Origin of the sequence: Rhizobium sp. 62_C5_N11_2 (assembly GCF_051811185.1) — a bacterium.
GTDB lineage: Bacteria > Pseudomonadota > Alphaproteobacteria > Rhizobiales > Rhizobiaceae > Rhizobium > Rhizobium leguminosarum.
Window position 1 is genome coordinate 1,249,435 of sequence record NZ_JBPWPW010000001.1, and the last position, 23,326, is coordinate 1,272,760.

Sequence of the window (23,326 nt, forward strand, 5' to 3'; positions counted from 1 at the left end):
CCGAGCCGTGTCAGCCGTTGCTGGCGAGCATGGAAATCTTGTTGCCCATGGATTCGCCGTTCTTGTCGAGCAGGCGGGTCGGATAGTCGCCGGTAAAATAGTGGTCGGTGAACTGCGGCCGGGCCGGATTGCGATCCTCGCCGCCAACGGCGCGATAGAGGCCGTCGATCGACAGGAAGGCGAGCGAATCCGCACCGATATATTTGGCCATGGCTTCAACATTGGCATACTGATTTGCCAGTAGCTTGTCTGCGTCAGGTGTGTCGATGCCGTAGAAATCCGGGAAGAAGATCATCGGGCTTGCGACGCGGACATGGACTTCGCGCGCGCCGGCTTCACGGATCATCTGGACGATCTTGAGAGACGTCGTCCCTCGCACGATGGAATCATCAACCAGCACCACGCGCTTGCCTTCGATCATCGCGCGGTTGGCGGAATGCTTCAGCTTCACACCGAAGGCGCGAATCTGCTGCGTCGGCTCGATGAAGGTGCGCCCGACATAATGGTTGCGGATGATGCCGTATTCGAAGGGAATGCCGCTCTGCTGGGCATAGCCGAGCGCCGCAGGCGTGCCGCCATCCGGCACCGGCACGATCACGTCGGCATCGACGGGCGATTCCTTGGCAAGGTTCATGCCCATGCTCTTGCGCGTCGTATAGACGTTGCGGCCGCCGACGACCGAGTCCGGGCGGGCGAAATAGACATATTCGAACAGGCAGAGGCGCTCCGGCTGCGGCTTGCTGGGCTTGCGCGCATCGATGCTGATCGAGCCGTCAGGCTGGATTTCGCAGATGACGACCTCGCCGTTCTCAACGTCGCGGATGAACTTGGCGCCGATGATGTCGAGCGCGCAGGTTTCCGAACAGAAGATCGGCTTGCCGTCGAGTTCGCCCATGACCAGCGGGCGGATGCCGGTCGGGTCGCGCGCGGCAATCAGCTTCGTGCGCGTCATGGCGAGCATCGAATAGCCGCCTTCCATCTGGCGAATGGCATCGATGAAGCGGTCGGATGTGGAAGCGTGGCGGGAACGGGCGATGAGGTGGAGGACGACTTCAGTATCGGACGTCGACTGACAGATGGCGCCGGTCGCGATGATCTGGCGGCGCAGCGTCAGGCCGTTGGTGAAATTGCCGTTATGGGCAATGGCGATGCCGCCTTCTTCCAGTTCGGCAAAGAGCGGCTGCACGTTGCGCATGGCCACTTCGCCGGTTGTCGAGTAGCGGGTATGACCGATCGTAATGCTGCCGGGCAAGCGGGCGAGCGTCATCGGATTGGTATAGTGGTCACCGACGAGGCCCATATGGCGCTCTTGATAAAAGCGCTTGCCGTCGAAGGAGACGATGCCGGCTGCTTCCTGTCCGCGATGTTGAAGCGCATGCAGGCCAAGAGCCGTGAGCGCGGCGGCATCGGGATGTCCCAAAATTCCGAAAACCCCGCATTCTTCATGCAGCGTATCTCCGTCGAGCGGATGGTCGGTCGGGAAGGAATGGGACTGGTTCATTTCTGCGGGCCTCTGCTCTCACAAGAATGGATCGGCATTTCCAGAAATAGCTGAGCCCGGCGGAGCTGGAATGCCCGGCCGGACCCTCATTTCATGTTCCGCTCAAATGGCAATTGCCAGAAGGCGGGTCAAGCTCTTGAACACTGTGTCAATTCGCCGGCTGCTGTGCGCCGTCTGCAGGCGCTGTCGGTGCGTCTTCCGCCGGAGCCTGGTCGCCCGCCGGCGGAGTGGTACCTTCGGCGCCCTGTGTCGGCGGCTGCAGCTTATCACGGATGCTTTCCGGTATCATCTGGGCAAATTGCTCCGGCAGAACGGATTTCAGCTTCACGACCATCGAATCCAGGAAAGGTTTCGACTTCGCTTCGTTAACCCAGGCCGGGCGGTGGTCGACATCGACCAGCCAGTTCCAGAAGGCGACGGCGACGACCAGGAGCAGCACGCCGCGCGCTGCCCCGAACAGGAAGCCGAGCGTGCGGTCGAGCGCGCCGACGCGGCTGTCGATGATGAAATCGGCGATCTTCATCGTAATGAAGGAGATGACGATGAGCGCAATCAGGAAGACGACCGCTGCCGAACCGACGATCGCGATGCGGTCGTCATCGGTATATTTTTTCGCGTAGGGCAGCAGGTAGGGATAGAGGTAATAGGCAGCGGCGGCCGAACCGCCCCAGCTGGCGATCGAGAGGATCTCGCGCGAAAAGCCGCGGACCATCGCCAGCACGGCGGAGAAGAGCACGACGCCGATGACAATACCGTCGAAAATCGTAATGGGCATGTAAATTCAACTCCAGGACTGCCGCTTGGCGGCCGTGTCGTGCCTTATCGTGTGCCTCCTATATCATCACCATTCCTGGCAATGAAAGGATCAAACATCGTCTTCCACACGCAGCGCTCCCTTCGATCCGGCGATGCGCGCGACCAGATCCGGCAGGCTTCCGACTTCGCTCCAGCGCCCGCCGGAGCCCTTCGGCAGTTCGGCGGAGGCGGATGGAAGCAGTGCTGCGGAAAAACCCAGCTTCTCGGCTTCCTTGAGACGCTGGGCGGTGTGCGCAACCGGTCGGATGGCGCCCGACAGGCTGACTTCGCCGAAATAGACGCAATCGGCAGGAAGGGCAATACCGGCAAGTGAGGAAACGAGCGCCGAGGCAACGGCGAGATCGGCCGCCGGTTCGGAGATACGGTAACCGCCGGCGACGTTGAGGTAGACGTCGTGCTGGCCGAGCCGGACGCCGCAATGAGCCTCAAGCACCGCCAGGATCATCGACAGCCTGGCCGAATCCCAGCCGACCACGGCGCGCCGCGGCGTGCCGAGCGAGGTCGGCGCAACAAGCGCCTGCACTTCGACGAGAATGGGACGCGTGCCCTCCATGCCGGCGAAGACGGCAGCACCCGGCGATTTCTCGTTGCGCTCGCCGAGGAAGAGCTCCGAGGGATTGGCGACTTCGCGTAAGCCTTTGTCTGACATTTCGAAGACGCCGATCTCGTCGGTCGGGCCGAAGCGGTTCTTGACCGTGCGCAGGATGCGGTAGTGATGGCCGCGGTCGCCTTCGAAATAGAGCACGGCGTCGACCATGTGCTCGACGACGCGCGGTCCGGCGATCTGCCCGTCCTTGGTCACATGGCCGACGAGCACCATGGCGGCGCCCGTCTGCTTGGCGAAACGGATCATTGCCTGGACGCCGGTGCGCACCTGCGTCACCGTTCCCGGCGCGGATTCGGCAAGTTCGCTCCATAGCGTCTGGATGGAATCGATGATGACGAGGTCCGGCCGCTTGCCCTCGGCGAGCGTCGCCAGAATATCCTCGACATTGGTTTCGGCCGCCAGCATCACGTCGGTATCGGCCGCCGCGAGGCGTTGCGCCCGCAGCCGGACCTGCGCCACGGCTTCTTCGCCGGAGACGTAGATGATCTTGTGGCCGCGCCGGGCAAGGGCGGCGGCTGCCTGCATCAGCAGCGTCGATTTGCCGATGCCGGGGTCGCCGCCAATCAGCACCGCCGAGCCGCGCACGAAGCCGCCGCCAAGCGCCCGATCGAGCTCCGACATGGCGGTATGGATGCGCGGCGCCTCCTCGATCTCGCCCGACAGCGCCGTCAGCGCTACAGGGCGGCCCTTTTTCGGTGTCTTGCCGGGACCGGAGCCGATCCCGCCCATCGGGTCCTCTTCGACGATGGTGTTCCACTCGCCGCAGTTTTCGCATTTGCCGGCCCAGCGGTTATGAACCGTGCCGCAACTCTGGCAGATGAATTGTGTCCTGGCCTTCGCCATCAATTACTCTTTCAGTCCGGGTTTCGAGGCAAGCAGACGCGCCGCTTCATCGAATCATTGTCGTGCTTGAGATAATGACTATCGCGACGGATCAAAACTAATGATTTCCCCATCAGCGCGCCCCGTGCCTATCCTTTGCTCCTAGTCATTCGGAACGGTGGAAGATGTTCGATTATTCGCTCGCACACTGGCTTGCATTTCTGTCGGCGGCGGTTTTGCTCAACCTCTCGCCCGGCCCCGACATCGCCTTCATCCTCGGTCACACGATGAGAGGTGGAAAACGTGCCGGTTTTTCCGCGTTGTTCGGCGTCTGGTCCGGCGCCTGCCTGCACGTGCTGATGGCGGCACTCGGCCTTTCCGCCGTGCTTGCCGCTTCCGCTGCCGCCTTCTCGACGGTCAAATGGATCGGCGCCGCCTATCTCGTCTGGCTGGGCATTCAGGCGTTGCGCGCCGGCGGCGGCAATGGACTGATAAAGGCTGCCGGTGAAGAAATGCCGGTCGCAAGGATCTACCGGCAAGGAATCCTTGTGTCGCTGCTCAATCCGAAGGTGGCGATCTTCTTCCTGGCCTTCCTGCCGCAATTCGTCGTCGAAGGGGCAGGACCGGCATGGGCCCAACTCCTGCTGCATGGCGGGCTCATCATTGTCGTCGCTGCCTTCATCGAGCCGCCGCTCGTCCTTCTCGGAGGGCGCCTTGCCGATGCGCTCAGGCATAATCAGAAAGTCGGGCTATGGCTCGATCGCAGCCTCGGCGCGCTCTTCGTGGCGCTCGGGGTCCGGCTTGCGCTCAGCAGTCGTTGACGGGCGAACTCTACTCCTCGGCGACATAGCGCCGCTCGTGGCGGAGCCCCATGCTGGTCAGGATCTCGTATCCGATCGTGCCTGCTGCCCGCGCCACGTCGTCCACCGGCATATTCTTGCCGAACAGCTCGACATAATCCCCGGCACGCACGGCATTGTCAGGCAGGTCGGTGATATCGAAGATCGTCAGGTCCATGGTGATGCGGCCGGCAACCGGCACCTTGTGTCCGGCGATGAAACCTTGCCCGCCTTGCGGCACCACTTGGCGCAGCGGTACGCCACCGCTCGACTGGCTGCGCATATAGCCGTCGGCATAACCGGCCGAGGCGATCGCCAGCCGGCTTGTGCGGTTGAGCTGCAGCGCCCGCCCGTAGCTGACGGTCTCGCCGGCCTCGACATTTCGCACCTGGATGATGCGCGCTTCCGCTGTTGCCACCGGCCGCATCGGGTTCGTCATGCCGCAGACCGCTTCGCCGCCATAAAGCGCAATGCCGGGGCGGGTCAGGTCGAAGTGATAATCCTCGCCGAGAAAGATGCCGGCCGAGGCGGCAAGACTTGAATCGATGCCTTCATAGGCGGCGCTAACCCTGTGGAATGATTCGAGCTGCCGCCGGTTCATCGCATGGCTGGGATCGTCGGCGCAGGCGAGATGGCTCATGACAAGCACCGGCGCGAAACTCGCCGGCCGCGAAACGTCGTCGACGAGCGCGATCGCATCGTCGATATGCAGTCCGAGCCGATTGAAACCAGTATCGACATGCAGCGCGCAGGGATAGTCGCCGTAATCGGCCAGCACCGCCATCCAGAAGGCGAGTTGCTCGTCGGAGGAAATCACCGGCACCAGATCATTGTCGAAGAAGCGCCGCTCGGTGCCCGGCCAGATGCCGGAGAGCACGAAGATGCGCGCCTCCGGCGCATAGAGGCGAAGGGTGACGCCCTCGTCGACGGTCGCGACGAAGAAGTCGCGGGCGCCCGCCATATAGAGCGCTTCGCCGGCATCCTCGATGCCCATGCCATAGGCATCCGCCTTGACGACGGCCGAGGCGCGCGCTGCACCGGAGCGGCGCGCCATATCGCGCCAGTTCTCCGTCAGCGCGGTCAAGTCGACGGTCAGCCGCAGGCCTGCGGAAGCGAAAAGATCGTCGTCGTCGAAGGGAATGGGAAAATCTGTCATGAATCGCCGTGAAGAAATGAAGGGAAAATCACCTCACCCAGTCTAGTGAGCATTGCGACCAAGGGAAAGCGCGGGCGGTCACATACCATCCTTTGCCGCCTGTACGATCACTTTTGTTCAAGACGCATGGCGGCTTCGGCGCTAATCTACCCGCATGCAGAACGTATCTCAGAAAGAGGCGGCGGAGGCTATGCCGCTCGCCAACGTGGAATCGGCCCGCTTTTGGCGGGACAGCCGCTTCCGCGACATGGAGTGTCTGAGCGCTACCTTCCTCACTCATGAATATGCGCCGCATGCGCACGATACATTCAGCATCGGCGCGATTGAAAGCGGCAGCCAGATCGCCACGCTGAGCGGCAGGCGGGAGGAAACCGGCCCCGGCGACCTTTATCTTATCGATCCCGGCGTCATTCATGACGGTGCTCCCGGCGGCGAGGGCTACCGTTACCGCATGATCTATCCGGACATGAAATTATTCATCGATATTCTGGAGGATGTGACCGGCAAGGCCTTTCACGCGACGCCGTCTTTTTCCGGCGGGCTTCCACGCGATCCGCAGCTCGCCAATGCTTTTCACTCCGCCCATCGCACGCTCGAAAGGGGTGCAGGTGCATTGGAGTCCGATGAAAGCATGTTCTCGGTGCTGGCGGCGATCTTTGCGCGCCACGGCAGCACCATGGTCGTGCCTGTCGATACGCAGGAGCGAAGCGCCGTCGCCCGCGCCCGCGAATACCTCATCGAGAATTTCGACAGCGACGTCGGCCTTGAGGAACTGGCCGGGGTGGCGAGGTTGAGCCGCGCGCATCTCATCCGCGCCTTCCGCAAGGAATACCACATCACGCCGCATGCCTTCCTGACGGACCGGCGCGTGCAGGTGGCCCGCAGGTTGCTGCGGCAGGGGCGCATGCCGGCCGATATTGCGTTCGAATGCGGTTTTGCCGATCAGGCGCATTTCACCCGGCACTTCAAGGCGCGCACAGGCGTAACACCCGGTCAATTCCGAACGGGCTGATCACTTACGTTCAATACGGCTGGGTCGGGCTGGGCTACTGCTCCGCGATCTTAATCGGGAGGTTGCCATGTTGCAGCAGAGCCGGCCGACCGGCGAATTTCTTGCCGGAATGCGCGCCATCTTTCCACTTGTCGTCGCCGTTGCTCCGATCGGCCTGGTTTTCGGCGCGATTTCGGCCACCAAGGGGCTTTCGGTCTTGGAAACAGCGCTGATGAGCGCGCTGGTCTTTGCCGGTGGCTCGCAGTTCGTGGCAATGGATATATGGGCGCATCCGGCAAGCTGGGTCGGCGTCGGCTTTGCCACCCTGCTGGTCAACATCCGCCATGTGCTGATGAGCGCTTCCATCGGCATGAAGATGCAGTCCTTCTCCACCATCAGGCGCTATGCCGCCATGTTGTTCCTTGCCGACGAACTCTGGGCCATGGCGGAGTTCCGCGCCGGCAGCACACGGCTGACGCCCGTATGGTATGCCGGTATCGTCACGCCCTTCTATGCCGCCTGGGTCGGCTCTTCGCTGGCAGGCGCGTTGCTCGGCGCCTTTTTGGGCGATCCCGCGGTCATCGGTCTCGATTTCGCCTTTCCGGCCGTGTTTGTCGTGCTGGTCATGGGCTTCTGGAAGGGACCGGAAACGGGCGCAATTCTGGCCGCGAGCGGAATTGCAGCCGTTGTCGTCCATCATTTCGTGCCGGGCGTCTGGTATATCGCAGCCGGTGCTTTGGCCGGACTGGTGATGGCTTTCTGGAAGGGTCGGGTACAGGAGCAGGCCGCATGACGCTTGATATCAATACCCTGCTTGCCATCCTCGCTATGGCATTCGCGACGATTTTCACGCGCATCAGTGGTCTCGTCCTCATCCGTCATGTGCAGCTGGACGAACGCTGGAAAACGGCGATTGAGGCGATCCCGCCGGCGGTCCTGATGGCGGTGATAGCTCCGACCGCCTTTGCGACCGGCTGGGCGGAGACACTGGCATGTGCCGCAACGGCGCTGGCCGCCCGCCGCCTGCCGATGCTTGCCAGCGTCGTCGTCGGCGTTGTGGCGGTGGCCTTGTTGCGGGCCGCAGTTTTCTAAGGGAAATTGACCCGGAAAACCGCGTCAATGTTCCTCGTACTGTGTGAAGGAAGGATCGGCGAGATCGGCAAAGCGCGTGAATTCTGACTGGAAGGCGAGTTTCACCGTGCCCGTCGGCCCGTGGCGCTGCTTGGCGATGATGACGTCGGCCGTGCCCTTCACCTTGTCGAACAGCGCTTCCCATTCCGGATATTTCGGATCGTGGATGTCGCGCGGCTCCGAATTCTTGACGTAATATTCCTCGCGGAACACGAAGAGCACAACGTCGGCATCCTGCTCGATCGAGCCGGATTCGCGAAGGTCGGACAGCTGCGGCCGCTTGTCGTCGCGGCTTTCGACCTGACGCGAGAGCTGCGACAGCGCGATGATCGGAACGTTGAGCTCCTTGCCGAGCGCCTTGAGGCCGGTGGTGATCTGGGTGATTTCCTGCACGCGGTTGTCGCTGGATTTGCCCGAACCGGTCATCAGCTGAATGTAGTCGACCACAAGCACGTCGAGGCCGCGCTGGCGCTTGAGGCGGCGGGCGCGCGCCGAAAGCTGGGCGATCGAGATGCCGCCGGTCTGGTCGATATAGAGCGGCACCTTCTGCATCATCATCGAGCAGGCGACGAGCTTTTCAAAATCGGCATCGTTGATGTCGCCGCGGCGGATCTTCGAGGAGGAGACTTCCGTCTGCTCGGAGATGATACGGGTGGCGAGCTGTTCCGACGACATTTCGAGCGAATAGAAGCCCACGACGCCACCGTTCTTCGCCTTCATGCTGCCGTCCGACTGGACTTCGCCTTCGTAGGCGGCGGCGATATTGTAGGCGATGTTCGTGGCAAGCGAGGTCTTGCCCATGCCGGGGCGTCCGGCCAGCACGATCAAGTCCGAACGCTGCAGGCCGCCCATCTTGGAATCCAGCGAATGGATGCCGGTGGAAATGCCGGAAAGCCCGCCGTCACGTTCCTTGGCGACAGCCGCCATGTCGATGGCTAGCGCAACCGCATCGTTGAAGGCCTGGAAGCCGCCGTCGTAGCGGCCGTTCTCCGCCAATTCGAAGAGGCGGCGTTCCGTATCCTCGATCTGAGACTGCGGCGGCATGTCGAGCGGCGCGTCATAGGCGATGTTGACGACATCTTCGCCGATGGTGATCAGCGCCCGGCGCAGCGCCAGGTCGTAGATCGCCCGGCCGTAATCCTCGGCATTGATGACGGTGACGGCATTGCTGACGAGACTCGCCAGATATTGCGAAACCGTCATGTCGCCGACCTTCTCGTCGGCTTTCAGGAAGGTCTTGATCGTCACCGGGTTGGCGATCTTACCCATGCGGATGATATCGCCGGCAACCTCGAAGATCTTCCGGTGCAGCGGTTCATAGAGATGGATCGGCTTCAGGAAGTCCGACACCCGGTAATAGGCGTCGTTGTTCATCAGGATCGCACCCAGAAGCGCCTGCTCGGCTTCGATATTGTTGGGTGCTTCGCGATAATGCTGCTCCGACGGGGCAACAGCTGTAATCTTTCGAGCGGCGTCGTTCATCATCATCCGTTCTGTCTTTTTCCAGCTCCGGATTTGCAATTCCGGACGCGAAAATCAAGAGGCTACGAAAGGAGCGGGGGCTCGCTTCGCCTAAATCCTGAACGCTGTGCACGTTGTTCGACTTCTCCACAGTCTTGGGCGACACAAAGGAGAAATACTGGCAGTGTCACCCGCACGACACGGTATGGCGCCGACTCAGCCCATCCGTTTCGGAGAACGCTACTTTAGCGCGATGCCATAAGGCACGCAGCAAAAACATCCGGACAATCCCCTTAAAAAGCGACCCAGTCCACTACGCCTATGGAAGGGATGGAAACGAAAAAGCCCGGCGCGGTGGCCGGGCTTCCCTGTGGCGGATCGCTCCGACGAAATTATGCTTCGTCTTCGTCGACGCCGTCGGCTTCCGGATCGAAGAAGTCTTCCGGACGCAGCGCGTCTTCGTCGACGCCGTAGATCGCGTCGACCGAGGTGAGTTCTTCGCCCTTGGACTGGCGCTCTGCCTCTTCGGCCGAACGGGCAACGTTCAGCTCGACGTGGATTTCGACTTCGGCATGCAGCTGCAGTTCGACCTTGTGCAGGCCGATCGACTTGATCGGCGTGTTGAGGTGAACCTGGTTGCGGCCGATGTTGAAGCCTTCGGCGGCGAGAATCTCGACGACGTCACGGGCAGCAACCGAACCGTAGAGCTGGCCGGTTTCGCCGGCGGAACGCACGACGATGAAGGACTTGCCGTCGAGAACGTCGGCGACCTTCTGGGCTTCCGACTTGCGCTCGAGGTTGCGGGCTTCGAGCGTCGCACGCTCGGCTTCGAAGCGGGTCTTGTTGGCGGCGTTGGCGCGCAGCGCCTTGCCGAGCGGCAGCAGGTAGTTACGGGCAAAGCCGTCGCGAACCTTTACGGTTTCGCCCATCTGGCCGAGCTTGGAGATGCGTTCGAGAAGGATGACTTCCATTTTCTTTTTCCTTTCTTGTGTCTCAGATTTTCGTATCGGATTGTTTGGGGGCATCAGCATCTTTCGTCGGGGTCAGCGCGATCGCCTTGCGCGTATCGCTGAGACCGAGAACGAGGATGAGGAGAGCTGGCAGCAGCATGAGCATCGAGGCCAGATAGCAGAGGATGAGAGCCGGTATGCGCCAGTCCTTGCCGCGCGTGCGGAAATGCAGCGAGGCGAAACCGGAAAGCATGAAGCCGGCGCCGAAGGTGCCGATCACGGTCGCACCGACCAGCGCCGGAATGCCGCCGAAAAAGCAGGCGGCAAGCCCGGCCAGGAAGATGAAGATCGAGTTGCGGTTCATGCGCAGCGACGAGGGAATATCCTCGCGCGGGCGAAGGCCGCGGCCGGACGCTGAGACGATGCGCACGGCGAAGTAATAGGCGGCAAATAACATGCTGACCCACATGCCGCCCTGCAAAGCCGGCAGCATCAGCAGGATCAGCGACTTGGTCTGCGCAGTCGCCGCCGGATCGGGCATGAATTCCGGCTGCTGCTGCTTGAGCGAGGTGATCAGCAGATCGACGATCGGATCGGTAATCTCAGGCCCGTAGCCGATGATCACACCGATGACGATGACGGCGAGCGTCACCAGACCGCAGAGATGCAGCAGGATATCGGAGAGCGGATACCAGGCAAGCAGATGGTCGGGGCCGCCGAGTTCGGCGGCCGGACGCGCCAGATTGGCGAGATGGCTGAGCCAACCGGCCGGCAGAAGCGTCACCAGCGTCATGATCAGCGCGAAGGAGGGCGAGATCAAGATCGCCCCGAGGGCCGCAGCGGTGACGATGGCCGAGACCGCGGCGGCATTGCCCCATCCGAGCCCGACGATCAGGATCGGCAGCGCCGAGGCCGTGTAGAGAAGCGCGCTGAAAAACGACGGCTGCATGCTCGCGCCCAGCACCAGCAGGGCGGCGGTCAATCCGGCGAGTGCGCCGATCAGCAGCGTTCTAATGTTCGGTCGTTTCAAGGTCGCTGTCCTGCTTCATCAAGCAGTTAGAGGATGTTGCTGAATCAAATTCAGAAACGTCTCAACATGGGTTTTAAGAATTCCGATCCGCGCCCATCGCGGAAGGGAGAAGGGAAGGCACGAATGCCTTCCCTCAAAGGTATTGGCGTCGACCGATCAGGCGACGACGTAGGGCAGCAGGCCGAGGAAACGGGCGCGCTTGATCGCCTGGGCGAGTTCGCGCTGCTTCTTCTGGGAAACGGCCGTGATGCGGGACGGAACGATCTTGCCGCGCTCGGAAATGTAGCGCTGCAGCAGGCGTACGTCCTTGTAGTCGATCCGCGGCGCATTGGCGCCGGAGAACGGGCAGGTCTTGCGGCGGCGATGGAACGGGCGGCGGACCGGAGCGGAGGAAGTTTCAGACATATCTCAGATCTCCCTTATACACGGTCTTCGCGCGGACGGCGCGGACGGTCGTCACGGTCGCCGAAGCCACCTTCACGCGGCGGGCGCGGGCCGCGGTCGCGATCACCGAAGCCGCCTTCACGCGGGCCACGGCCGCCTTCCCGCGGACGGTCGTCACGGTCGCGCTTCTGCATCATGGCAGACGGACCTTCTTCATGCTTCTCGACGGCGATCGTCATGTAGCGAAGAACGTCTTCGCTGATGCGCATCTGACGTTCCATTTCCTGGACGGCAGCAGCCGGGGCATCAATGTCCATCAGGGCGTAGTGCGCCTTGCGGTTCTTCTTGATGCGGTAGGTGAGGGACTTGAGGCCCCAGTTCTCGATACGCCCGACCTTACCGCCATTCGCTTCGATCACACCCTTGTACTGTTCTACGAGGGCATCGACCTGCTGAGCGGAAATATCCTGCCGGGCAAGGAATACATGTTCATAAAGAGCCATGACAGCTTTGCCTTTCTTGCGTTTGGTTCAACCCGATATTCGGCGGCTAAGCCTCAACGACTGCTCCTGATTGGGCGGACCCAGGCAAGAAAGCGTTTCCGAGACGGTCGAGAGCGGAGACACGGGAGGCTGGAACGCTTCCGTTCCGAACGATTTCCGAGAGGAAACCGGCCCTCCGTTCAGCCACCAGCCAGAAGACCGGGTTAACGAACAGCGCGGCTTATACGGATTTTTCGCGGAAAGGCAAGCGCAATCGGACAATCGAACCCGACGCAGACCGGTGAGTAGAGCGTGATGACGAAAACTGTGAGCGGTTTTCGGGCGACATCATGCTCCCCATCCTGTTCGGCGTCGGGCAGGCGTTAAAGGAAGATGATCAAAGCGTCAGCGGATACTGCCGGTGCACCTTGGCGATCTCCGTGAGCACCTCGTCCGAAAGCGTTAGGTCGGCCGCACTGATATCGACTTTCAACTGCTCCATCGAGGTTGCGCCGATGATGACCGACGCCATGAACGGCCTTGATCGGCAGAAGGCAAGCGCCATCGCTGCCGGATCGAGACCATATCTGGCCGCGATCTGCAGATAGGCTTTGGTCGCCGGCTCTTGCAGGGGCTGCAGGCGGCCTCCGATATCGGGGTTGATCGAACCGCGCGAACCCTTCGGCCTGACACCATCGACATATTTTCCGGAGAGGATGCCGCCGGCGAGCGGCGAATAAGCGAGCAGCCCTACATCCTCGTGATGCGAGAGCTCGGCGAGATCGAGATCGAAATGGCGGTAGAGCAGATTATATTCGTTCTGGACGCTCGCAACGCGCGGCAGGTTCTTCTGTTCGGAGAGCGTCAGATATTTCTGTATGCCCCAGGTGGTCTCGTTGGAAAGACCGATCGCGCGGATCTTGCCTTCCTTCACCAGCGCACCGAGCGTTTCCAGGATGTCGAGCATATTGGCGACGGCCTCGTCGCGATCCTGGTTGAAGGGATTGTAGCTCCAGTTCTGGCGGAAATGGAAATGGCCGCGGTTCGGCCAGTGGATCTGGTAGAGGTCGATATAATCGGTCTTCAGCCGCGCCAGACTGGCCTCGAGCGCCAGGCGGATATTCTTTGCATCGGCACCTTCGCCGCCGCGTATATAGTCGCGGCCGCGGCCTGCGACCTTGGTGGCGAGCACGATATCGCCGCGCTTGCCGGTCTTCTTGAGCCAACTGCCGATATAGTCTTCGGTCCAGCCCTGTGTCGCCGCCGAAACCGGGGTGGTCGGATAAAGCTCGGCCGTGTCGAAGAAATTGACGCCCTTTTCGACGGCGTAGTCCATCTGCGCATGAGCATCGGCTTCGCTGTTCTGCGAACCCCAGGTCATGGTGCCAAGGCAAATCTCTGAAACGGAAATCTCAGTGCGGCCTAGTGAATTGTACTTCATGAAAAAAACCTTGGGAGAGAGGTGAAAGCCTTGGGGAGGTCCGCGCAAATCTAGGCTGGATTTGGCGGAGCGCAAGAGCAAAAACCGGGCTTTTGCGCCGGTGCGAAAGGCTTTGCGGAGAATGAGGCGCCACTTGACTCTGCCGGAAAGAATGTCAATTGGAGGCAAAACAGCCTTAAGGGGCGTAATCAGGGACATGAAAATGACCATCGCTTTCACTTTTCCCGGTCAGGGCAGTCAGGCCGTCGGCATGGGCAAGGATCTCGCCGAGAATTTCGCGGAAGCTCGCGCCGTTTTCGAAGAGGTCGATCAGGCGCTTGGTGAAAAGCTTTCGGACGTCATGTTCAACGGTCCCGAGGATACGTTGACGTTGACGGCGAATGCCCAGCCGGCGCTGATGGCCGTCTCAATCGCCGTCGTCCGCGTTCTCGAATCCAAAGGGCTGGATCTGAAGTCGAAGATCGCCTACGTCGCCGGTCATTCGCTCGGCGAATATTCGGCACTTTGCGCCGCCGGCACCTTTTCGCTCGCCGACACCGCGCGGCTGTTGCGCATCCGCGGCAATGCCATGCAGGCGGCCGTCCCAGTCGGCGTCGGCGCTATGGCCGCGATCATCGGCCTCGAACATGCCGACGTCGTTGCCGTTTGCGAGGCAGCGGCCGCTGCCGGCGCCTGCCAGATCGCCAACGACAATGGCGGCGGCCAGATCGTCATCTCGGGCGAGAAGGCAGCCGTCGAAAAGGCGGCCGGCCTTGCGACCGACAAGGGCGCCAAGCGCGCCATCCTGCTGCCGGTCTCCGCTCCGTTCCATTCGACACTGATGGCGCCGGCCGCCAACGCCATGCGCGAAGCGCTGGCAACGGTCGCCAAATCCGATCCGGTCGTGCCTGTCATCGCCAATGTCCGTGCTGCGCCCGTGACAGGCGCCGACGAGATCGCCAGCCTCCTCGTCGAGCAGGTGACCGGCCAGGTCCGCTGGCGCGAGACGGTGGAATGGTTCGCCGGAAATGGCGTCACGACGCTTTATGAACTCGGTTCCGGCAAGGTGCTGACCGGCCTTGCCCGCCGCATCGACAAGACGATCAACGGCATCTCCGTCAACGGTCCGGCGGATATCGACGCGGCCGTCGCCGCCCTCATGGCCTGATTGGTATCTCCAGATATAAGGAACGTTTCCATGTTCGATCTTTCCGGCCGCAAGGCTCTCGTCACCGGCGCATCCGGCGGTATCGGCGAGGAAATCGCCCGCCTTCTTCATAAGCAGGGCGCTATCGTCGGCCTGCACGGCACCCGCGTCGAGAAACTGGCAGCGCTGGCCGCCGATCTCGGCGAGCGCGTCAAGATCTTCCCGGCCAATCTGTCCGACCGCGATGAGGTCAAGGCGCTCGGCCAGAAGGCCGAAGCCGACCTCGAAGGCGTCGACATTCTCGTCAACAATGCCGGCATCACCCGCGACGGGCTCTTTGTACGCATGAGCGACGAGGATTGGGACGCCGTCCTCGAAGTGAACCTGACATCGACGTTCCGCCTGACGCGCGAATTGACGCATCCGATGATGCGTCGCCGCTATGGCCGCATCATCAACATCACCTCCGTCGTCGGCGTCACCGGCAATCCAGGGCAGGCCAATTACTGCGCCTCCAAGGCCGGCATGATCGGCTTCACCAAGTCCTTGGCGCAGGAAATTGCCACCCGCAACGTGACGGTCAATTGCGTGGCACCGGGCTTCATCGAGAGCGCCATGACCGGCAAGCTGAACGACAAGCAGAAGGAAGCGATCATGGGGGCGATCCCGATGAAGCGCATGGGCACGGGCGGCGAGGTCGCTTCGGCGGTTGCTTACCTTGCGTCCTCCGAGGCTGCTTACATGACGGGTCAGACGCTGCACGTAAACGGCGGCATGGCGATGATCTGAAACGACAAACTGTTGGCATGGGAATATTTCCGCCAATAGCATGTTGAGCAATCACGAACCGTTGATTTTCTGGCTTTGCGGCAGACATAAAGCATGTTAAGCGGGCCATGACTGTCAACAGTCGTCCCGAGAAAGCAGACGGACCGGCGGGCTTTTTTGCAAGCCTGGGACATCTCTGAAGCCGGGTAAACGAGTTTGCCGAGGATGTCTGAAAACATCGCAGGCTGAAACAGGGTAGGGGTGCCGCGATGGCATTCCGATCAGGACATAAGGTCGAGGAAACCGACATGAGCGATATCGCAGAACGCGTAAAGAAAATTGTTATTGATCATCTTGGCGTTGATGCCGACAAGGTCGTCGAGAGCGCCAGCTTTATCGACGATCTGGGCGCTGACTCGCTCGACACGGTCGAACTTGTCATGGCTTTCGAAGAAGAATTCGGCGTTGAAATTCCTGACGACGCTGCCGACTCGATCCTGACGGTCGGCGATGCAGTGAAGTTTATTGAGAAGGCCCAGGCCTGATCCTGTGAATTTGAGAAAGGGCGGGCCTGGAGTCCGCCCTTTTCTTTTCGGCATACTTCTCCATAGAACATAAGAGGCGGGGGAAAGCACGCGATGAGACGTGTCGTCATCACCGGTACCGGCATGGTATCACCCTTGGGATGCGGAACCGAGGTGACGTGGTCGCGGCTGCTTGCCGGTCAGAACGGCGCCCGCCTCGTCACCGAATTCGAGGTCGATGACCTTCCCGCCAAGATCGCCTGCCGTATTCCTATCGGTGACGGCACCGACGGCACCTTCAATGTCGACCAGTGGATGGAGCCGAAGGAGCAACGCAAGGTCGACCCCTTCATCATCTACGGCATGGCCGCCGCCGATATGGCGCTTGCCGATGCCGGCTGGCATCCTGAAACCGATGAGGACCAGATCGCCACCGGCGTGCTGATCGGCTCTGGCATCGGTGGTATCGAAGGCATTGTCGAGGCGGGTTACACCCTGCGCGACAAGGGCCCGCGCCGTATCTCGCCCTTCTTCATTCCCGGCCGCCTGATCAACCTCGTCTCCGGCCAGGTCTCGATCCGCCACAAGCTGCGCGGACCCAATCATTCGGTCGTCACCGCCTGCTCGACGGGTGCGCATGCGATCGGCGATGCCGCGCGGCTGATCGCGCTGGGTGACGCCGACGTCATGGTCGCCGGCGGCACGGAATCCCCCGTCAGCCGCATTTCGCTTGCAGGCTTTGCCGCTTGCAAGGCGCTGTCGACCCAGCACAACGACGACCCGCAGAAGGCTTCGCGCCCCTATGATCGCGACCGCGATGGCTTCGTCATGGGCGAAGGCGCCGGCATCGTCGTGCTCGAGGAACTGGAACACGCCAAGGCGCGCGGCGCCAGGATCTACGCCGAAATCGTCGGCTACGGCCTGTCAGGCGATGCCTATCACATCACTGCGCCGTCCGAAGACGGCGAGGGTGCCGGCCGCTGCATGGCGATGGCGCTGAAGCGCGCCGGGCTGACGCCGGCAGATATCGATTACATCAACGCCCACGGTACCTCGACCATGGCCGATACGATCGAACTCGGCGCTGTCGAGCGGTTGGTCGGAAACGCGGCGTCGAAGATCTCCATGTCTTCGACCAAGTCGGCGACTGGACACCTTCTCGGTGCAGCCGGCGCCATCGAGGCGATCTTCACCACGCTCGCCATCCGCGACAATATCGCGCCGCCGACGCTCAATCTCGACAACCCCGAACGTGAGACGGCGATCGATCTTGTTCCGCACAAGGCTCGTGAGCGGGAAATCAATGTGGCGCTGTCCAACTCGTTCGGGTTCGGCGGCACGAACGCGTCGCTCGTGCTGCGCCGTTACGCGCAATAAAAGTCCTGTGCGGTGGAGCGGGTCTCCCTTACACCGCAACCGGCCGTCCTCTACGTTGCGTAGGAGGGCGTGCGAAAGCATAACGACCGGCAACGGCGTCTTTGAACGGCGGCAGAACCTGCTTTTGCCGCATTGCTTCGCGAAATAGCGAAGTGAGGGTCAAGTTTTAGAGGATTGCCGGTGAGCGATACGACGAACCAGAGCAACGATAGCCAGGCGCAGAAGGGACCGATCATCCCGAAGTCGCCGAACGAAGCCCTGCGTCCTGAGCGTGTCCCGGAGCCGCCGCGGCGGTCCAGGAAAGCCCGCGGCCAGGTCGTTCTTTTCCTGAACTTCATCATGACGCTGGCGGTTCTGGTCTGCGTCGTCGCCGTCATCGGCTTCTACTATGCCACATCGACCTATCGGAACCCCGGTCCGCTGCAGACCAACACCAATTTCATCGTCCGCAACGGCGCTGGTCTGGCCGAAATCGCCTCGAACCTCGAGCGCAACGCAATTATCAGCGATGCCCGCATTTTCCGCTATCTCACGGCAACGCATCTTTCTGCCGGTGAGAGCCTGAAGGCGGGTGAATACGAGATCAAGGCGAAGGCCTCCATGAGCGATATCATGGAGCTTCTGAAATCGGGCAAGTCCATCCTCTATTCCGTTTCCTTCCCTGAGGGCTTGACGGTCCGCCAGATGTTTGACCGCATGCTGCAGGACACCGTGCTCGAAGGTGACTTGCCGGCCGCACTGCCGACCGAGGGCAGCCTGCGTCCGGATACCTACAAATTCTCGCGCGGCACCAAGCGCGCGGAGATCATCGACCAGATGGCGGCTGCGCAGCAGAAGCTCGTCGATCAGATCTGGGACAAGCGCGACTCCTCGTTGCCGCTGCGATCCAAAGTGGAATTCGTGACACTCGCCTCGATCGTCGAAAAGGAAACCGGCGTTCCCGACGAGCGTGCCCACGTCGCCTCCGTTTTCCTGAACAGGCTCGGCAAGGGCATGCGCCTGCAGTCCGATCCGACGATCATCTACGGTCTCTTCGGCGGCGAGGGCAAACCCGCCGACCGGCCGATCTACCAGTCGGACCTCAAGCGGGACACGCCTTACAACACCTATGTCATCAAGGGTCTGCCGCCGACGCCGATCGCCAATCCCGGCAAGGATGCGCTGGAAGCCGTCGCCAATCCCTGGAAGACGCAGGACCTTTATTTCGTCGCCGACGGCACCGGTGGCCACGTTTTCGCTGCGACGCTCGAGGAGCACAATGCCAACGTCAAGCGCTGGCGCAAGCTCGAAGCCGACAAGGGCTCGGACCCGAACATCGCAGTCGACGGCCAGCCGGAAGAGCAGCCGGCGGATAATGGCGCCACCGTCGTGCCGCCGAAGAAAAAGAAGATCAACTGATACTTTCGGGAGGCACGCATGGCTTTGCAGTCCATGACCGGTTTTGCGCGGCGCGAGGGAACGAGCGGCCGCTGGCGCTGGGCATGGGAATTGCGCTCGGTCAACGGCAAGGGCTTCGACCTGCGCCTGCGCCTGCCGCCTGGCCTCGAGCGCATGGAGGCAGACGTCCGCCGTCTCGCCGGCGAAAGCTTCAGCCGCGGCAACCTGCAGGCATCGCTATCCGTCACCGCCGACGAGAACCGTTTCGAGGCGGTGCTGAACAGGGAGGCGCTCGCTGCGGTGCTGGCTATGCGCGAGCAATTGGACGGTGTCATCGACCCGGCGCCGCTGAAGCTCGATACGCTGCTCCTGGTGCGCGGCATCGTGGAATTCCGCGAAAGTGAAGATGGTGAGGAGGCGCTTGCCGCCCGTGACGCCGAGATCGCTGCCGGCTTGCTGGCCGCGCTTTCCGATCTGAGAGCAATGCGCGAACAGGAAGGTTCGGCGCTGACGCGTATCCTCCTCGACCATGTCACGACGATCGAAGGCCTGACACGAACGATCGAGCTCGATCCGTCTCGCTCGCCGCAGGAGATCGCCGCGCGGCTGGTCGCGCAGGTCGCCTTGTTGATGGATGGCATGGCCGCACTCGACCGCGACAGGCTGCATGCCGAAGCCGCACTGCTGGCGACCAAAGCGGATCTGCGCGAGGAAATCGATCGTCTCAAGGCTCATGTCGCCGCAGCGCGCGATCTCCTGGTGAAAGGTGGGCCTGCCGGGCGCCGGCTGGACTTCCTTGCACAGGAATTTAACCGCGAATCGAATACCATCTGCTCGAAGTCGAACGCCTCGGCGGTCACCGCTGCCGGCATCGAGTTGAAAGTCGTGATCGACCAGTTCCGCGAGCAGGTCCAGAATTTGGAGTAAGACATGAACCCGGCGAAATCCTCGCCCGTGCAGATCGCCCGCCGCGGTCTGATGCTTGTCATCTCGTCGCCGTCGGGCGCCGGCAAGTCCACCATCGCGCGCACGCTTCTGGAGACCGACAGGCAAATCGGTCTTTCCGTCAGCGTCACCACACGTCATCGCCGCCCGAGCGAAGTCGAGGATGTGCATTACCACTTCAAGAGTGTGCGCGAGTTCGAGCGGCTGCGCGATAGCGACGCGCTGCTCGAATGGGCCGAGGTGCATGGCAATTTCTACGGCACACCGCGCGAGCCGGTCGAGCAGGCCATGGCCGAAGGCCGTGACATGCTCTTTGACATCGATTGGCAGGGCGCCCAGCAATTGCAGGAGAAGATGTCGGCCGACGTGGTCTCGATCTTCGTGCTGCCTCCGACCATGACGGAACTCCAGTCGCGGCTGCATCGCCGTGCCGAGGATTCCGAGGAGGTCATCCAGACGCGCCTCGCCAATAGCCGCGCCGAGATCGCCCACTGGCGCGAATACGACTACGTCATCATAAACGACGATCTCAACGCCGCCCTCGACGCCGTCCAGTCGATCGTCAAGGCCGAACGCCTGCGCCGCGACCGCCGCCATGGCATGTTCGACTTCGTCCGTGCATTGCTGGAAGAGACGCCGTCGCTTTAGAGCAGCTCCTGGGAAAACCGCTTCGCACGTTCCTGGAATTGCCCTATAGGCTGTTTGCCAGAAGGCAGAATTCCTCGACAGATAGGGTTTCCGCCCGCCGCGCCGGATCGATCCCGGCCTTGACAAGCAGGCTCTCGCCGCCGAGCGATTTCAGGCTTTGGCGCAGCATCTTGCGACGTTGGCCGAAAGCGGCCTGCGTCACTTTTTCCAGATTGGCGACAACGCAGGGGATCGGGTTTTCGCGAGGGGTCAGCTGCACGACCGTCGAAGTCACCTTCGGCGGCGGCGTGAAGGCTTGCGGCGGCACGTCGAAGGCCATGCGTGCCTCTGTTCGCCAGCCGCAGAGCACGCCGAGACGGCCGTAATGGTCGTCGTCTTCGTTGGCGACGATGCGCTCGCCGACTTCTTTCTGAAACATCAGCGTCAGCGACTGCCAGAACGGTGGCCAGGCTTTCGGCAGCAGCCAGTTGACCAGCAACTGCGTGCCGACGTTGTAGGGGAGGTTGGCAATGATCTTGATCGGGCCTTCCGGCGCCAATGTCTCGAAATCCGTCTTCAGCGCATCGCCTTCGATCACCTCCAGCCGGCCGGGATAATGATCAGCGATCTCGGCGAGCGCCGGCAGGCAGCGTGTATCCCGCTCGATGGCGATAACCTTCCTGGCGCCGAGCGCCAGGATCGCGCGCGTCAGCCCGCCGGGGCCGGGGCCGACTTCGAAAACGGTCGCATCGTCGAGCGACCCCGCCGTGCGGGCGATCTTCTGGGTGAGGTTGAGATCGAGCAGGAAATTCTGCCCGAGCGCCTTGCGCGCGTCGAGGCCGTGACGCTGGATCACGTCGCGAAGCGGCGGCAGGCCATCGAGTGCTGCCATCAGCGGCGGCTTTCCGCGCTGCGGCCGAGCTGGGCGGCAAGCTTCAGCGCCGCAACAAGGCTCTGCTCGCGCGCCAGTCCCTTGCCGGCGATGCCGAAGGCGGTGCCGTGATCCGGCGAGGTGCGCACGAAGGGAAGCCCGAGCGTCACGTTGACGCTGTCGTCGAAACCAAGTGCCTTGGCTGGGATCAGTGCCTGGTCGTGATACATGCAGACGGCGACGTCGTATCGCGCCCGCGCCTCGTCATGGAACATCGTATCGGCGGGCAGGGGGCCGATCGCATCGATGCCCTCGTCGCGCAGGCGCTCGATCGCCGGTCGGATGATATCCTCGTCCTCCTTGCCGATCGCCCCGCCTTCGCCCGCATGCGGGTTGAGGCCGGCAACGGCGAGCCGGGGCGCCTCGATGCCGAAACGCTGCCTCAGGTCTTCATGGGCGATCCGGCAGGTCTCCACGATCAGTTCGCCTGTCAGCGCCTGCGGCACGTCCCGGACTGGAATGTGGATGGTGACGGGAATCGCCCGGAGCTTCGGTCCAGATAACATCATCACCGGTGTCACCGGCCGGCCGGTCGCCCGGGCGGCGAGATCGGCGAGAAATTCGGTATGGCCGGGAAATCGGAAACCCGCCTCGTAGAGCACGGCTTTAGAGATGGGATTGGTGACGACCGCGAGCGCCTCGCCGGTGATGACAAGCGACACGGCTTTCTCGATCGCCGCGATCGTGCCTTTCGCCGTTGCCGCATGCGGCTCGCCGGCCACCACCTCGATACCGGCCGGTATGGTCATGACGGGCAGCGCGTCGGCAAACATGCCGGCGGCCTCGCTGGCTTTATCGGTCTCGCGGATCGAAACCGCCAGATTGAGCTGGCGGGCTCTCAGCGCCAAGACATCAGGATCGCCGATCAGGAAGAAAGGCGGCAGCCCGAGTTCACGCCGCCGGAGCCAGGCCATCAGAGTAATGTCCGGCCCGATGCCGGCGGGGTCGCCCTGGGTCAGCGCAAGCGGTCGCGAAAACGGTATCGCCATTGTCGGTCAGCGATAGGCGATCTGCGCCTTTTTGCGCAGTTCATCCAGGTATTTCTTGCTGTTTTCGTTTTCCGGGCTGGCGTCCTTGCCGCCCTTGGACTTGTCGAGATCTTCCTGGCGGAAGACCATTTCGGCGGCCTGGTCGTCGGAGACCTGCCGCTGGCTGCAGATTGCCAGGTATTCGACGCCCTTGTCGGTGACGCGGGTCCCTGTTGTGTTGCCCTTGGCCTGCTCCACCAACGGCTTCCAATCCGGCGGGATCTCGGGGGCGAGCATGCGGCCGAGATCGCGCACGGAAACGTCACGCATCGTCGCGGCAAACACCTTTGCCTGGTCGCAACCCGGAAATTTCGAGCGCGACGCCTCGGCCTCGCCCTTGCGCTTGCCGGTGATGGCCCCGCGCTTGGCTTGCGGAATGACGAAGATGATCTGCTGCAGCATATATTCCGTCGTCACCGGCTTCTGCTTGTTGTTCTGCATCATGCGCGAGACGAGATCATAGTTCGACAGCCGCGACGTCGAGCCGTAGCGGGCGTTGACCACACGCGGCCAGCTCATCTGCACGGCGATGAAACCCTTGAAATGGTCGACGCCGACACCGGCGCGATCGAGGATCTGCGACATCTGCTCGGGGGAAAGCTTGTTGCCGCTCGAAAAGCGCGCGAAAGACGCATCGACGTCCTGCTGCGAAACCGACATATGAACGCGGGCGACCTCCTGCCGCTTGAGCGCCTCGTCGATCAATTGCTCCTCAGCAGCCTTGGCATCGGCCTTCGTATGCTGCAGGCGCAGGAAGGCCTGGCGCTTGGCGACATCGCCGCTGGTGATGGCGGTGCCGTTCACCACGGCCTTGACTTCACTTCCCGCAAGCGCTGGACCGGCAAGGCCTGTCAGCAATGCAAGCGCTGCCCCGGCGAGGAACTTGGTTATGGCCTTTTTCGCGTCAATCATCTGATGACCTCCCGATAGCGCCGCGAGACGTTGTTCGCGGCGTTCTTACCACAGTGCGAGACACGCGGAAATCGCTTCCATCACGGCGCGAAACCCCTAT

General features: G+C 62.0%; 24 protein-coding genes. 11 read left to right on the forward strand and 13 right to left on the reverse strand.

All coding sequences use genetic code 11. From position 1 onward, the window contains the following. Window positions 1-10: 10 nt before the first annotated feature. The 3 genes from purF to radA form a co-directional block, all read right to left on the reverse strand. The gene (gene purF / locus AB8B31_RS06370; protein ID WP_018447407.1) at window positions 11-1,501 is read right to left on the reverse strand and encodes an amidophosphoribosyltransferase; all 1,491 of its coding nucleotides are present in this window, start codon (window positions 1,499-1,501) and stop codon (window positions 11-13) included. A 148-nt stretch (window positions 1,502-1,649) separates the two neighbouring features. Then, window positions 1,650-2,276: a CvpA family protein gene (locus AB8B31_RS06375; protein WP_018241434.1), complete on the reverse strand. Its 627-nt coding sequence runs from the start codon at window positions 2,274-2,276 to the stop codon at window positions 1,650-1,652. 90 nt (window positions 2,277-2,366) lie between these two features. After that, window positions 2,367-3,767, reverse strand: a complete 1,401-nt coding sequence (gene radA, locus AB8B31_RS06380; protein WP_012756823.1) for a DNA repair protein RadA — start codon at window positions 3,765-3,767, stop codon at window positions 2,367-2,369. A 164-nt stretch (window positions 3,768-3,931) separates the two neighbouring features. On the opposite strand from radA, the gene AB8B31_RS06385 reads away from it, so the two are divergent. After that, window positions 3,932-4,567, forward strand: coding sequence for a LysE family translocator (locus tag AB8B31_RS06385; RefSeq protein WP_018447409.1), 636 nt, complete (start codon window positions 3,932-3,934; stop codon window positions 4,565-4,567). 10 nt (window positions 4,568-4,577) lie between these two features. Here the strand turns inward: AB8B31_RS06385 and alr are convergent, their stop codons facing one another. Then, a complete protein-coding gene (gene alr, locus AB8B31_RS06390) occupies window positions 4,578-5,741 on the reverse strand; it encodes an alanine racemase (protein WP_131702324.1) in 1,164 nt (387 codons plus the stop codon). Between the two features lie 190 nt (window positions 5,742-5,931). Between alr and AB8B31_RS06395 the strand changes: the two genes are divergently transcribed. From AB8B31_RS06395 to AB8B31_RS06405, 3 genes are all read left to right on the forward strand, one after another. Then, window positions 5,932-6,753 carry an AraC family transcriptional regulator gene (locus tag AB8B31_RS06395; RefSeq protein WP_018241437.1) on the forward strand — a complete coding sequence of 274 codons (822 nt, stop codon included), beginning with the start codon at window positions 5,932-5,934 and terminating at the stop codon, window positions 6,751-6,753. Between the two features lie 67 nt (window positions 6,754-6,820). Beyond that, window positions 6,821-7,525 (forward strand): AzlC family ABC transporter permease, encoded by a 705-nt coding sequence (locus tag AB8B31_RS06400; protein WP_131702325.1) that lies wholly within the window; start codon window positions 6,821-6,823, stop codon window positions 7,523-7,525. Beyond that, window positions 7,522-7,824: an AzlD family protein gene (locus tag AB8B31_RS06405; RefSeq protein ID WP_018241439.1), complete on the forward strand. Its 303-nt coding sequence runs from the start codon at window positions 7,522-7,524 to the stop codon at window positions 7,822-7,824. The genes AB8B31_RS06400 and AB8B31_RS06405 overlap by 4 nt, the downstream gene beginning before the upstream one ends. Before the next feature lie 24 nt (window positions 7,825-7,848). Here AB8B31_RS06405 and AB8B31_RS06410 read toward each other — a convergent pair whose 3' ends face one another. The 6 genes from AB8B31_RS06410 to AB8B31_RS06435 all read right to left on the reverse strand — a co-directional run bounded on the left by AB8B31_RS06410 (window position 7,849) and on the right by AB8B31_RS06435 (window position 13,611). Beyond that, window positions 7,849-9,345, reverse strand: a complete 1,497-nt coding sequence (locus AB8B31_RS06410; RefSeq protein WP_026188341.1) for a replicative DNA helicase — start codon at window positions 9,343-9,345, stop codon at window positions 7,849-7,851. Between the two features lie 371 nt (window positions 9,346-9,716). Beyond that, on the reverse strand, window positions 9,717-10,295 hold the full coding sequence (gene rplI / locus AB8B31_RS06415; RefSeq protein ID WP_018241441.1) for a 50S ribosomal protein L9: 579 nt from the start codon (window positions 10,293-10,295) through the stop codon (window positions 9,717-9,719). A 22-nt stretch (window positions 10,296-10,317) separates the two neighbouring features. After that, window positions 10,318-11,304 (reverse strand): DUF2232 domain-containing protein, encoded by a 987-nt coding sequence (locus AB8B31_RS06420; protein ID WP_131702326.1) that lies wholly within the window; start codon window positions 11,302-11,304, stop codon window positions 10,318-10,320. 156 nt (window positions 11,305-11,460) lie between these two features. Further along, a complete protein-coding gene (gene rpsR / locus AB8B31_RS06425) occupies window positions 11,461-11,709 on the reverse strand; it encodes a 30S ribosomal protein S18 (RefSeq protein ID WP_003547038.1) in 249 nt (82 codons plus the stop codon). Window positions 11,710-11,723: 14 nt separating this feature from the next. Continuing rightward, window positions 11,724-12,191 (reverse strand): 30S ribosomal protein S6, encoded by a 468-nt coding sequence (rpsF, locus tag AB8B31_RS06430; RefSeq protein ID WP_003547040.1) that lies wholly within the window; start codon window positions 12,189-12,191, stop codon window positions 11,724-11,726. A gap of 376 nt (window positions 12,192-12,567) precedes the next feature. After that, window positions 12,568-13,611 (reverse strand): aldo/keto reductase, encoded by a 1,044-nt coding sequence (locus AB8B31_RS06435; protein WP_131702327.1) that lies wholly within the window; start codon window positions 13,609-13,611, stop codon window positions 12,568-12,570. 202 nt (window positions 13,612-13,813) lie between these two features. On the opposite strand from AB8B31_RS06435, the gene fabD reads away from it, so the two are divergent. The 7 genes from fabD (at window position 13,814) to gmk (ending at window position 20,376) form a co-directional block, all read left to right on the forward strand. After that, the gene (gene fabD / locus AB8B31_RS06440) at window positions 13,814-14,758 is read left to right on the forward strand and encodes an ACP S-malonyltransferase (protein ID WP_131702328.1); all 945 of its coding nucleotides are present in this window, start codon (window positions 13,814-13,816) and stop codon (window positions 14,756-14,758) included. Between the two features lie 30 nt (window positions 14,759-14,788). Then, a complete protein-coding gene (gene fabG / locus AB8B31_RS06445) occupies window positions 14,789-15,526 on the forward strand; it encodes a 3-oxoacyl-[acyl-carrier-protein] reductase (RefSeq protein ID WP_131702329.1) in 738 nt (245 codons plus the stop codon). Between the two features lie 287 nt (window positions 15,527-15,813). After that, a complete protein-coding gene (locus tag AB8B31_RS06450; protein ID WP_003547058.1) occupies window positions 15,814-16,050 on the forward strand; it encodes an acyl carrier protein in 237 nt (78 codons plus the stop codon). A gap of 93 nt (window positions 16,051-16,143) precedes the next feature. After that, complete coding sequence (gene fabF / locus AB8B31_RS06455; RefSeq protein WP_018447415.1) at window positions 16,144-17,406, forward strand: beta-ketoacyl-ACP synthase II; 1,263 nt, start codon at window positions 16,144-16,146, stop codon at window positions 17,404-17,406. Between the two features lie 180 nt (window positions 17,407-17,586). After that, window positions 17,587-18,804: an endolytic transglycosylase MltG gene (gene mltG / locus AB8B31_RS06460; RefSeq protein ID WP_026230833.1), complete on the forward strand. Its 1,218-nt coding sequence runs from the start codon at window positions 17,587-17,589 to the stop codon at window positions 18,802-18,804. An 18-nt stretch (window positions 18,805-18,822) separates the two neighbouring features. Next, complete coding sequence (locus AB8B31_RS06465; RefSeq protein ID WP_018447417.1) at window positions 18,823-19,710, forward strand: YicC/YloC family endoribonuclease; 888 nt, start codon at window positions 18,823-18,825, stop codon at window positions 19,708-19,710. A 3-nt stretch (window positions 19,711-19,713) separates the two neighbouring features. After that, window positions 19,714-20,376, forward strand: coding sequence for a guanylate kinase (gene gmk / locus AB8B31_RS06470; protein ID WP_065277875.1), 663 nt, complete (start codon window positions 19,714-19,716; stop codon window positions 20,374-20,376). Window positions 20,377-20,419: 43 nt separating this feature from the next. On the opposite strand, the gene rsmA is transcribed toward gmk, so the two are convergent. Genes rsmA through AB8B31_RS06485 form a run of 3 tightly spaced genes read right to left on the reverse strand, consistent with a single transcriptional unit; the run spans window position 20,420 to window position 23,226 of the window. Beyond that, window positions 20,420-21,247 carry a 16S rRNA (adenine(1518)-N(6)/adenine(1519)-N(6))-dimethyltransferase RsmA gene (rsmA, locus tag AB8B31_RS06475; protein WP_131702330.1) on the reverse strand — a complete coding sequence of 276 codons (828 nt, stop codon included), beginning with the start codon at window positions 21,245-21,247 and terminating at the stop codon, window positions 20,420-20,422. Next, window positions 21,247-22,275 (reverse strand): 4-hydroxythreonine-4-phosphate dehydrogenase PdxA, encoded by a 1,029-nt coding sequence (pdxA, locus tag AB8B31_RS06480; RefSeq protein ID WP_130728933.1) that lies wholly within the window; start codon window positions 22,273-22,275, stop codon window positions 21,247-21,249. The genes rsmA and pdxA overlap by 1 nt, the downstream gene beginning before the upstream one ends. Window positions 22,276-22,281: 6 nt before the next feature. After that, the gene (locus tag AB8B31_RS06485) at window positions 22,282-23,226 is read right to left on the reverse strand and encodes a peptidylprolyl isomerase (protein ID WP_131702331.1); all 945 of its coding nucleotides are present in this window, start codon (window positions 23,224-23,226) and stop codon (window positions 22,282-22,284) included. Window positions 23,227-23,326 lie beyond the last annotated feature (100 nt).

What these genes read in the sequence shown, in the direction of transcription:
- pdxA (WP_130728933.1), bottom strand. Translation starts at nt 22,275, where the DNA reads ATGGCGATACCGTTTTCGCGACCGCTTGCGCTGACCCAGGGCGACCCC.
- AB8B31_RS06385 (WP_018447409.1), top strand. Translation starts at nt 3,932, where the DNA reads ATGTTCGATTATTCGCTCGCACACTGGCTTGCATTTCTGTCGGCGGCG.
- alr (WP_131702324.1), bottom strand. Translation starts at nt 5,741, where the DNA reads ATGACAGATTTTCCCATTCCCTTCGACGACGACGATCTTTTCGCTTCC.
- AB8B31_RS06435 (WP_131702327.1), bottom strand. Translation starts at nt 13,611, where the DNA reads ATGAAGTACAATTCACTAGGCCGCACTGAGATTTCCGTTTCAGAGATT.
- AB8B31_RS06485 (WP_131702331.1), bottom strand. Translation starts at nt 23,226, where the DNA reads ATGATTGACGCGAAAAAGGCCATAACCAAGTTCCTCGCCGGGGCAGCG.
- gmk (WP_065277875.1), top strand. Translation starts at nt 19,714, where the DNA reads ATGAACCCGGCGAAATCCTCGCCCGTGCAGATCGCCCGCCGCGGTCTG.
- AB8B31_RS06400 (WP_131702325.1), top strand. Translation starts at nt 6,821, where the DNA reads ATGTTGCAGCAGAGCCGGCCGACCGGCGAATTTCTTGCCGGAATGCGC.
- AB8B31_RS06410 (WP_026188341.1), bottom strand. Translation starts at nt 9,345, where the DNA reads ATGAACGACGCCGCTCGAAAGATTACAGCTGTTGCCCCGTCGGAGCAG.
- AB8B31_RS06450 (WP_003547058.1), top strand. Translation starts at nt 15,814, where the DNA reads ATGAGCGATATCGCAGAACGCGTAAAGAAAATTGTTATTGATCATCTT.
- rpsR (WP_003547038.1), bottom strand. Translation starts at nt 11,709, where the DNA reads ATGTCTGAAACTTCCTCCGCTCCGGTCCGCCGCCCGTTCCATCGCCGC.
- fabF (WP_018447415.1), top strand. Translation starts at nt 16,144, where the DNA reads ATGAGACGTGTCGTCATCACCGGTACCGGCATGGTATCACCCTTGGGA.
- AB8B31_RS06375 (WP_018241434.1), bottom strand. Translation starts at nt 2,276, where the DNA reads ATGCCCATTACGATTTTCGACGGTATTGTCATCGGCGTCGTGCTCTTC.
- purF (WP_018447407.1), bottom strand. Translation starts at nt 1,501, where the DNA reads ATGAACCAGTCCCATTCCTTCCCGACCGACCATCCGCTCGACGGAGAT.
- rsmA (WP_131702330.1), bottom strand. Translation starts at nt 21,247, where the DNA reads ATGGCAGCACTCGATGGCCTGCCGCCGCTTCGCGACGTGATCCAGCGT.
- fabG (WP_131702329.1), top strand. Translation starts at nt 14,789, where the DNA reads ATGTTCGATCTTTCCGGCCGCAAGGCTCTCGTCACCGGCGCATCCGGC.
- rpsF (WP_003547040.1), bottom strand. Translation starts at nt 12,191, where the DNA reads ATGGCTCTTTATGAACATGTATTCCTTGCCCGGCAGGATATTTCCGCT.
- radA (WP_012756823.1), bottom strand. Translation starts at nt 3,767, where the DNA reads ATGGCGAAGGCCAGGACACAATTCATCTGCCAGAGTTGCGGCACGGTT.
- rplI (WP_018241441.1), bottom strand. Translation starts at nt 10,295, where the DNA reads ATGGAAGTCATCCTTCTCGAACGCATCTCCAAGCTCGGCCAGATGGGC.
- AB8B31_RS06405 (WP_018241439.1), top strand. Translation starts at nt 7,522, where the DNA reads ATGACGCTTGATATCAATACCCTGCTTGCCATCCTCGCTATGGCATTC.
- fabD (WP_131702328.1), top strand. Translation starts at nt 13,814, where the DNA reads ATGACCATCGCTTTCACTTTTCCCGGTCAGGGCAGTCAGGCCGTCGGC.
- AB8B31_RS06395 (WP_018241437.1), top strand. Translation starts at nt 5,932, where the DNA reads ATGCCGCTCGCCAACGTGGAATCGGCCCGCTTTTGGCGGGACAGCCGC.
- AB8B31_RS06465 (WP_018447417.1), top strand. Translation starts at nt 18,823, where the DNA reads ATGGCTTTGCAGTCCATGACCGGTTTTGCGCGGCGCGAGGGAACGAGC.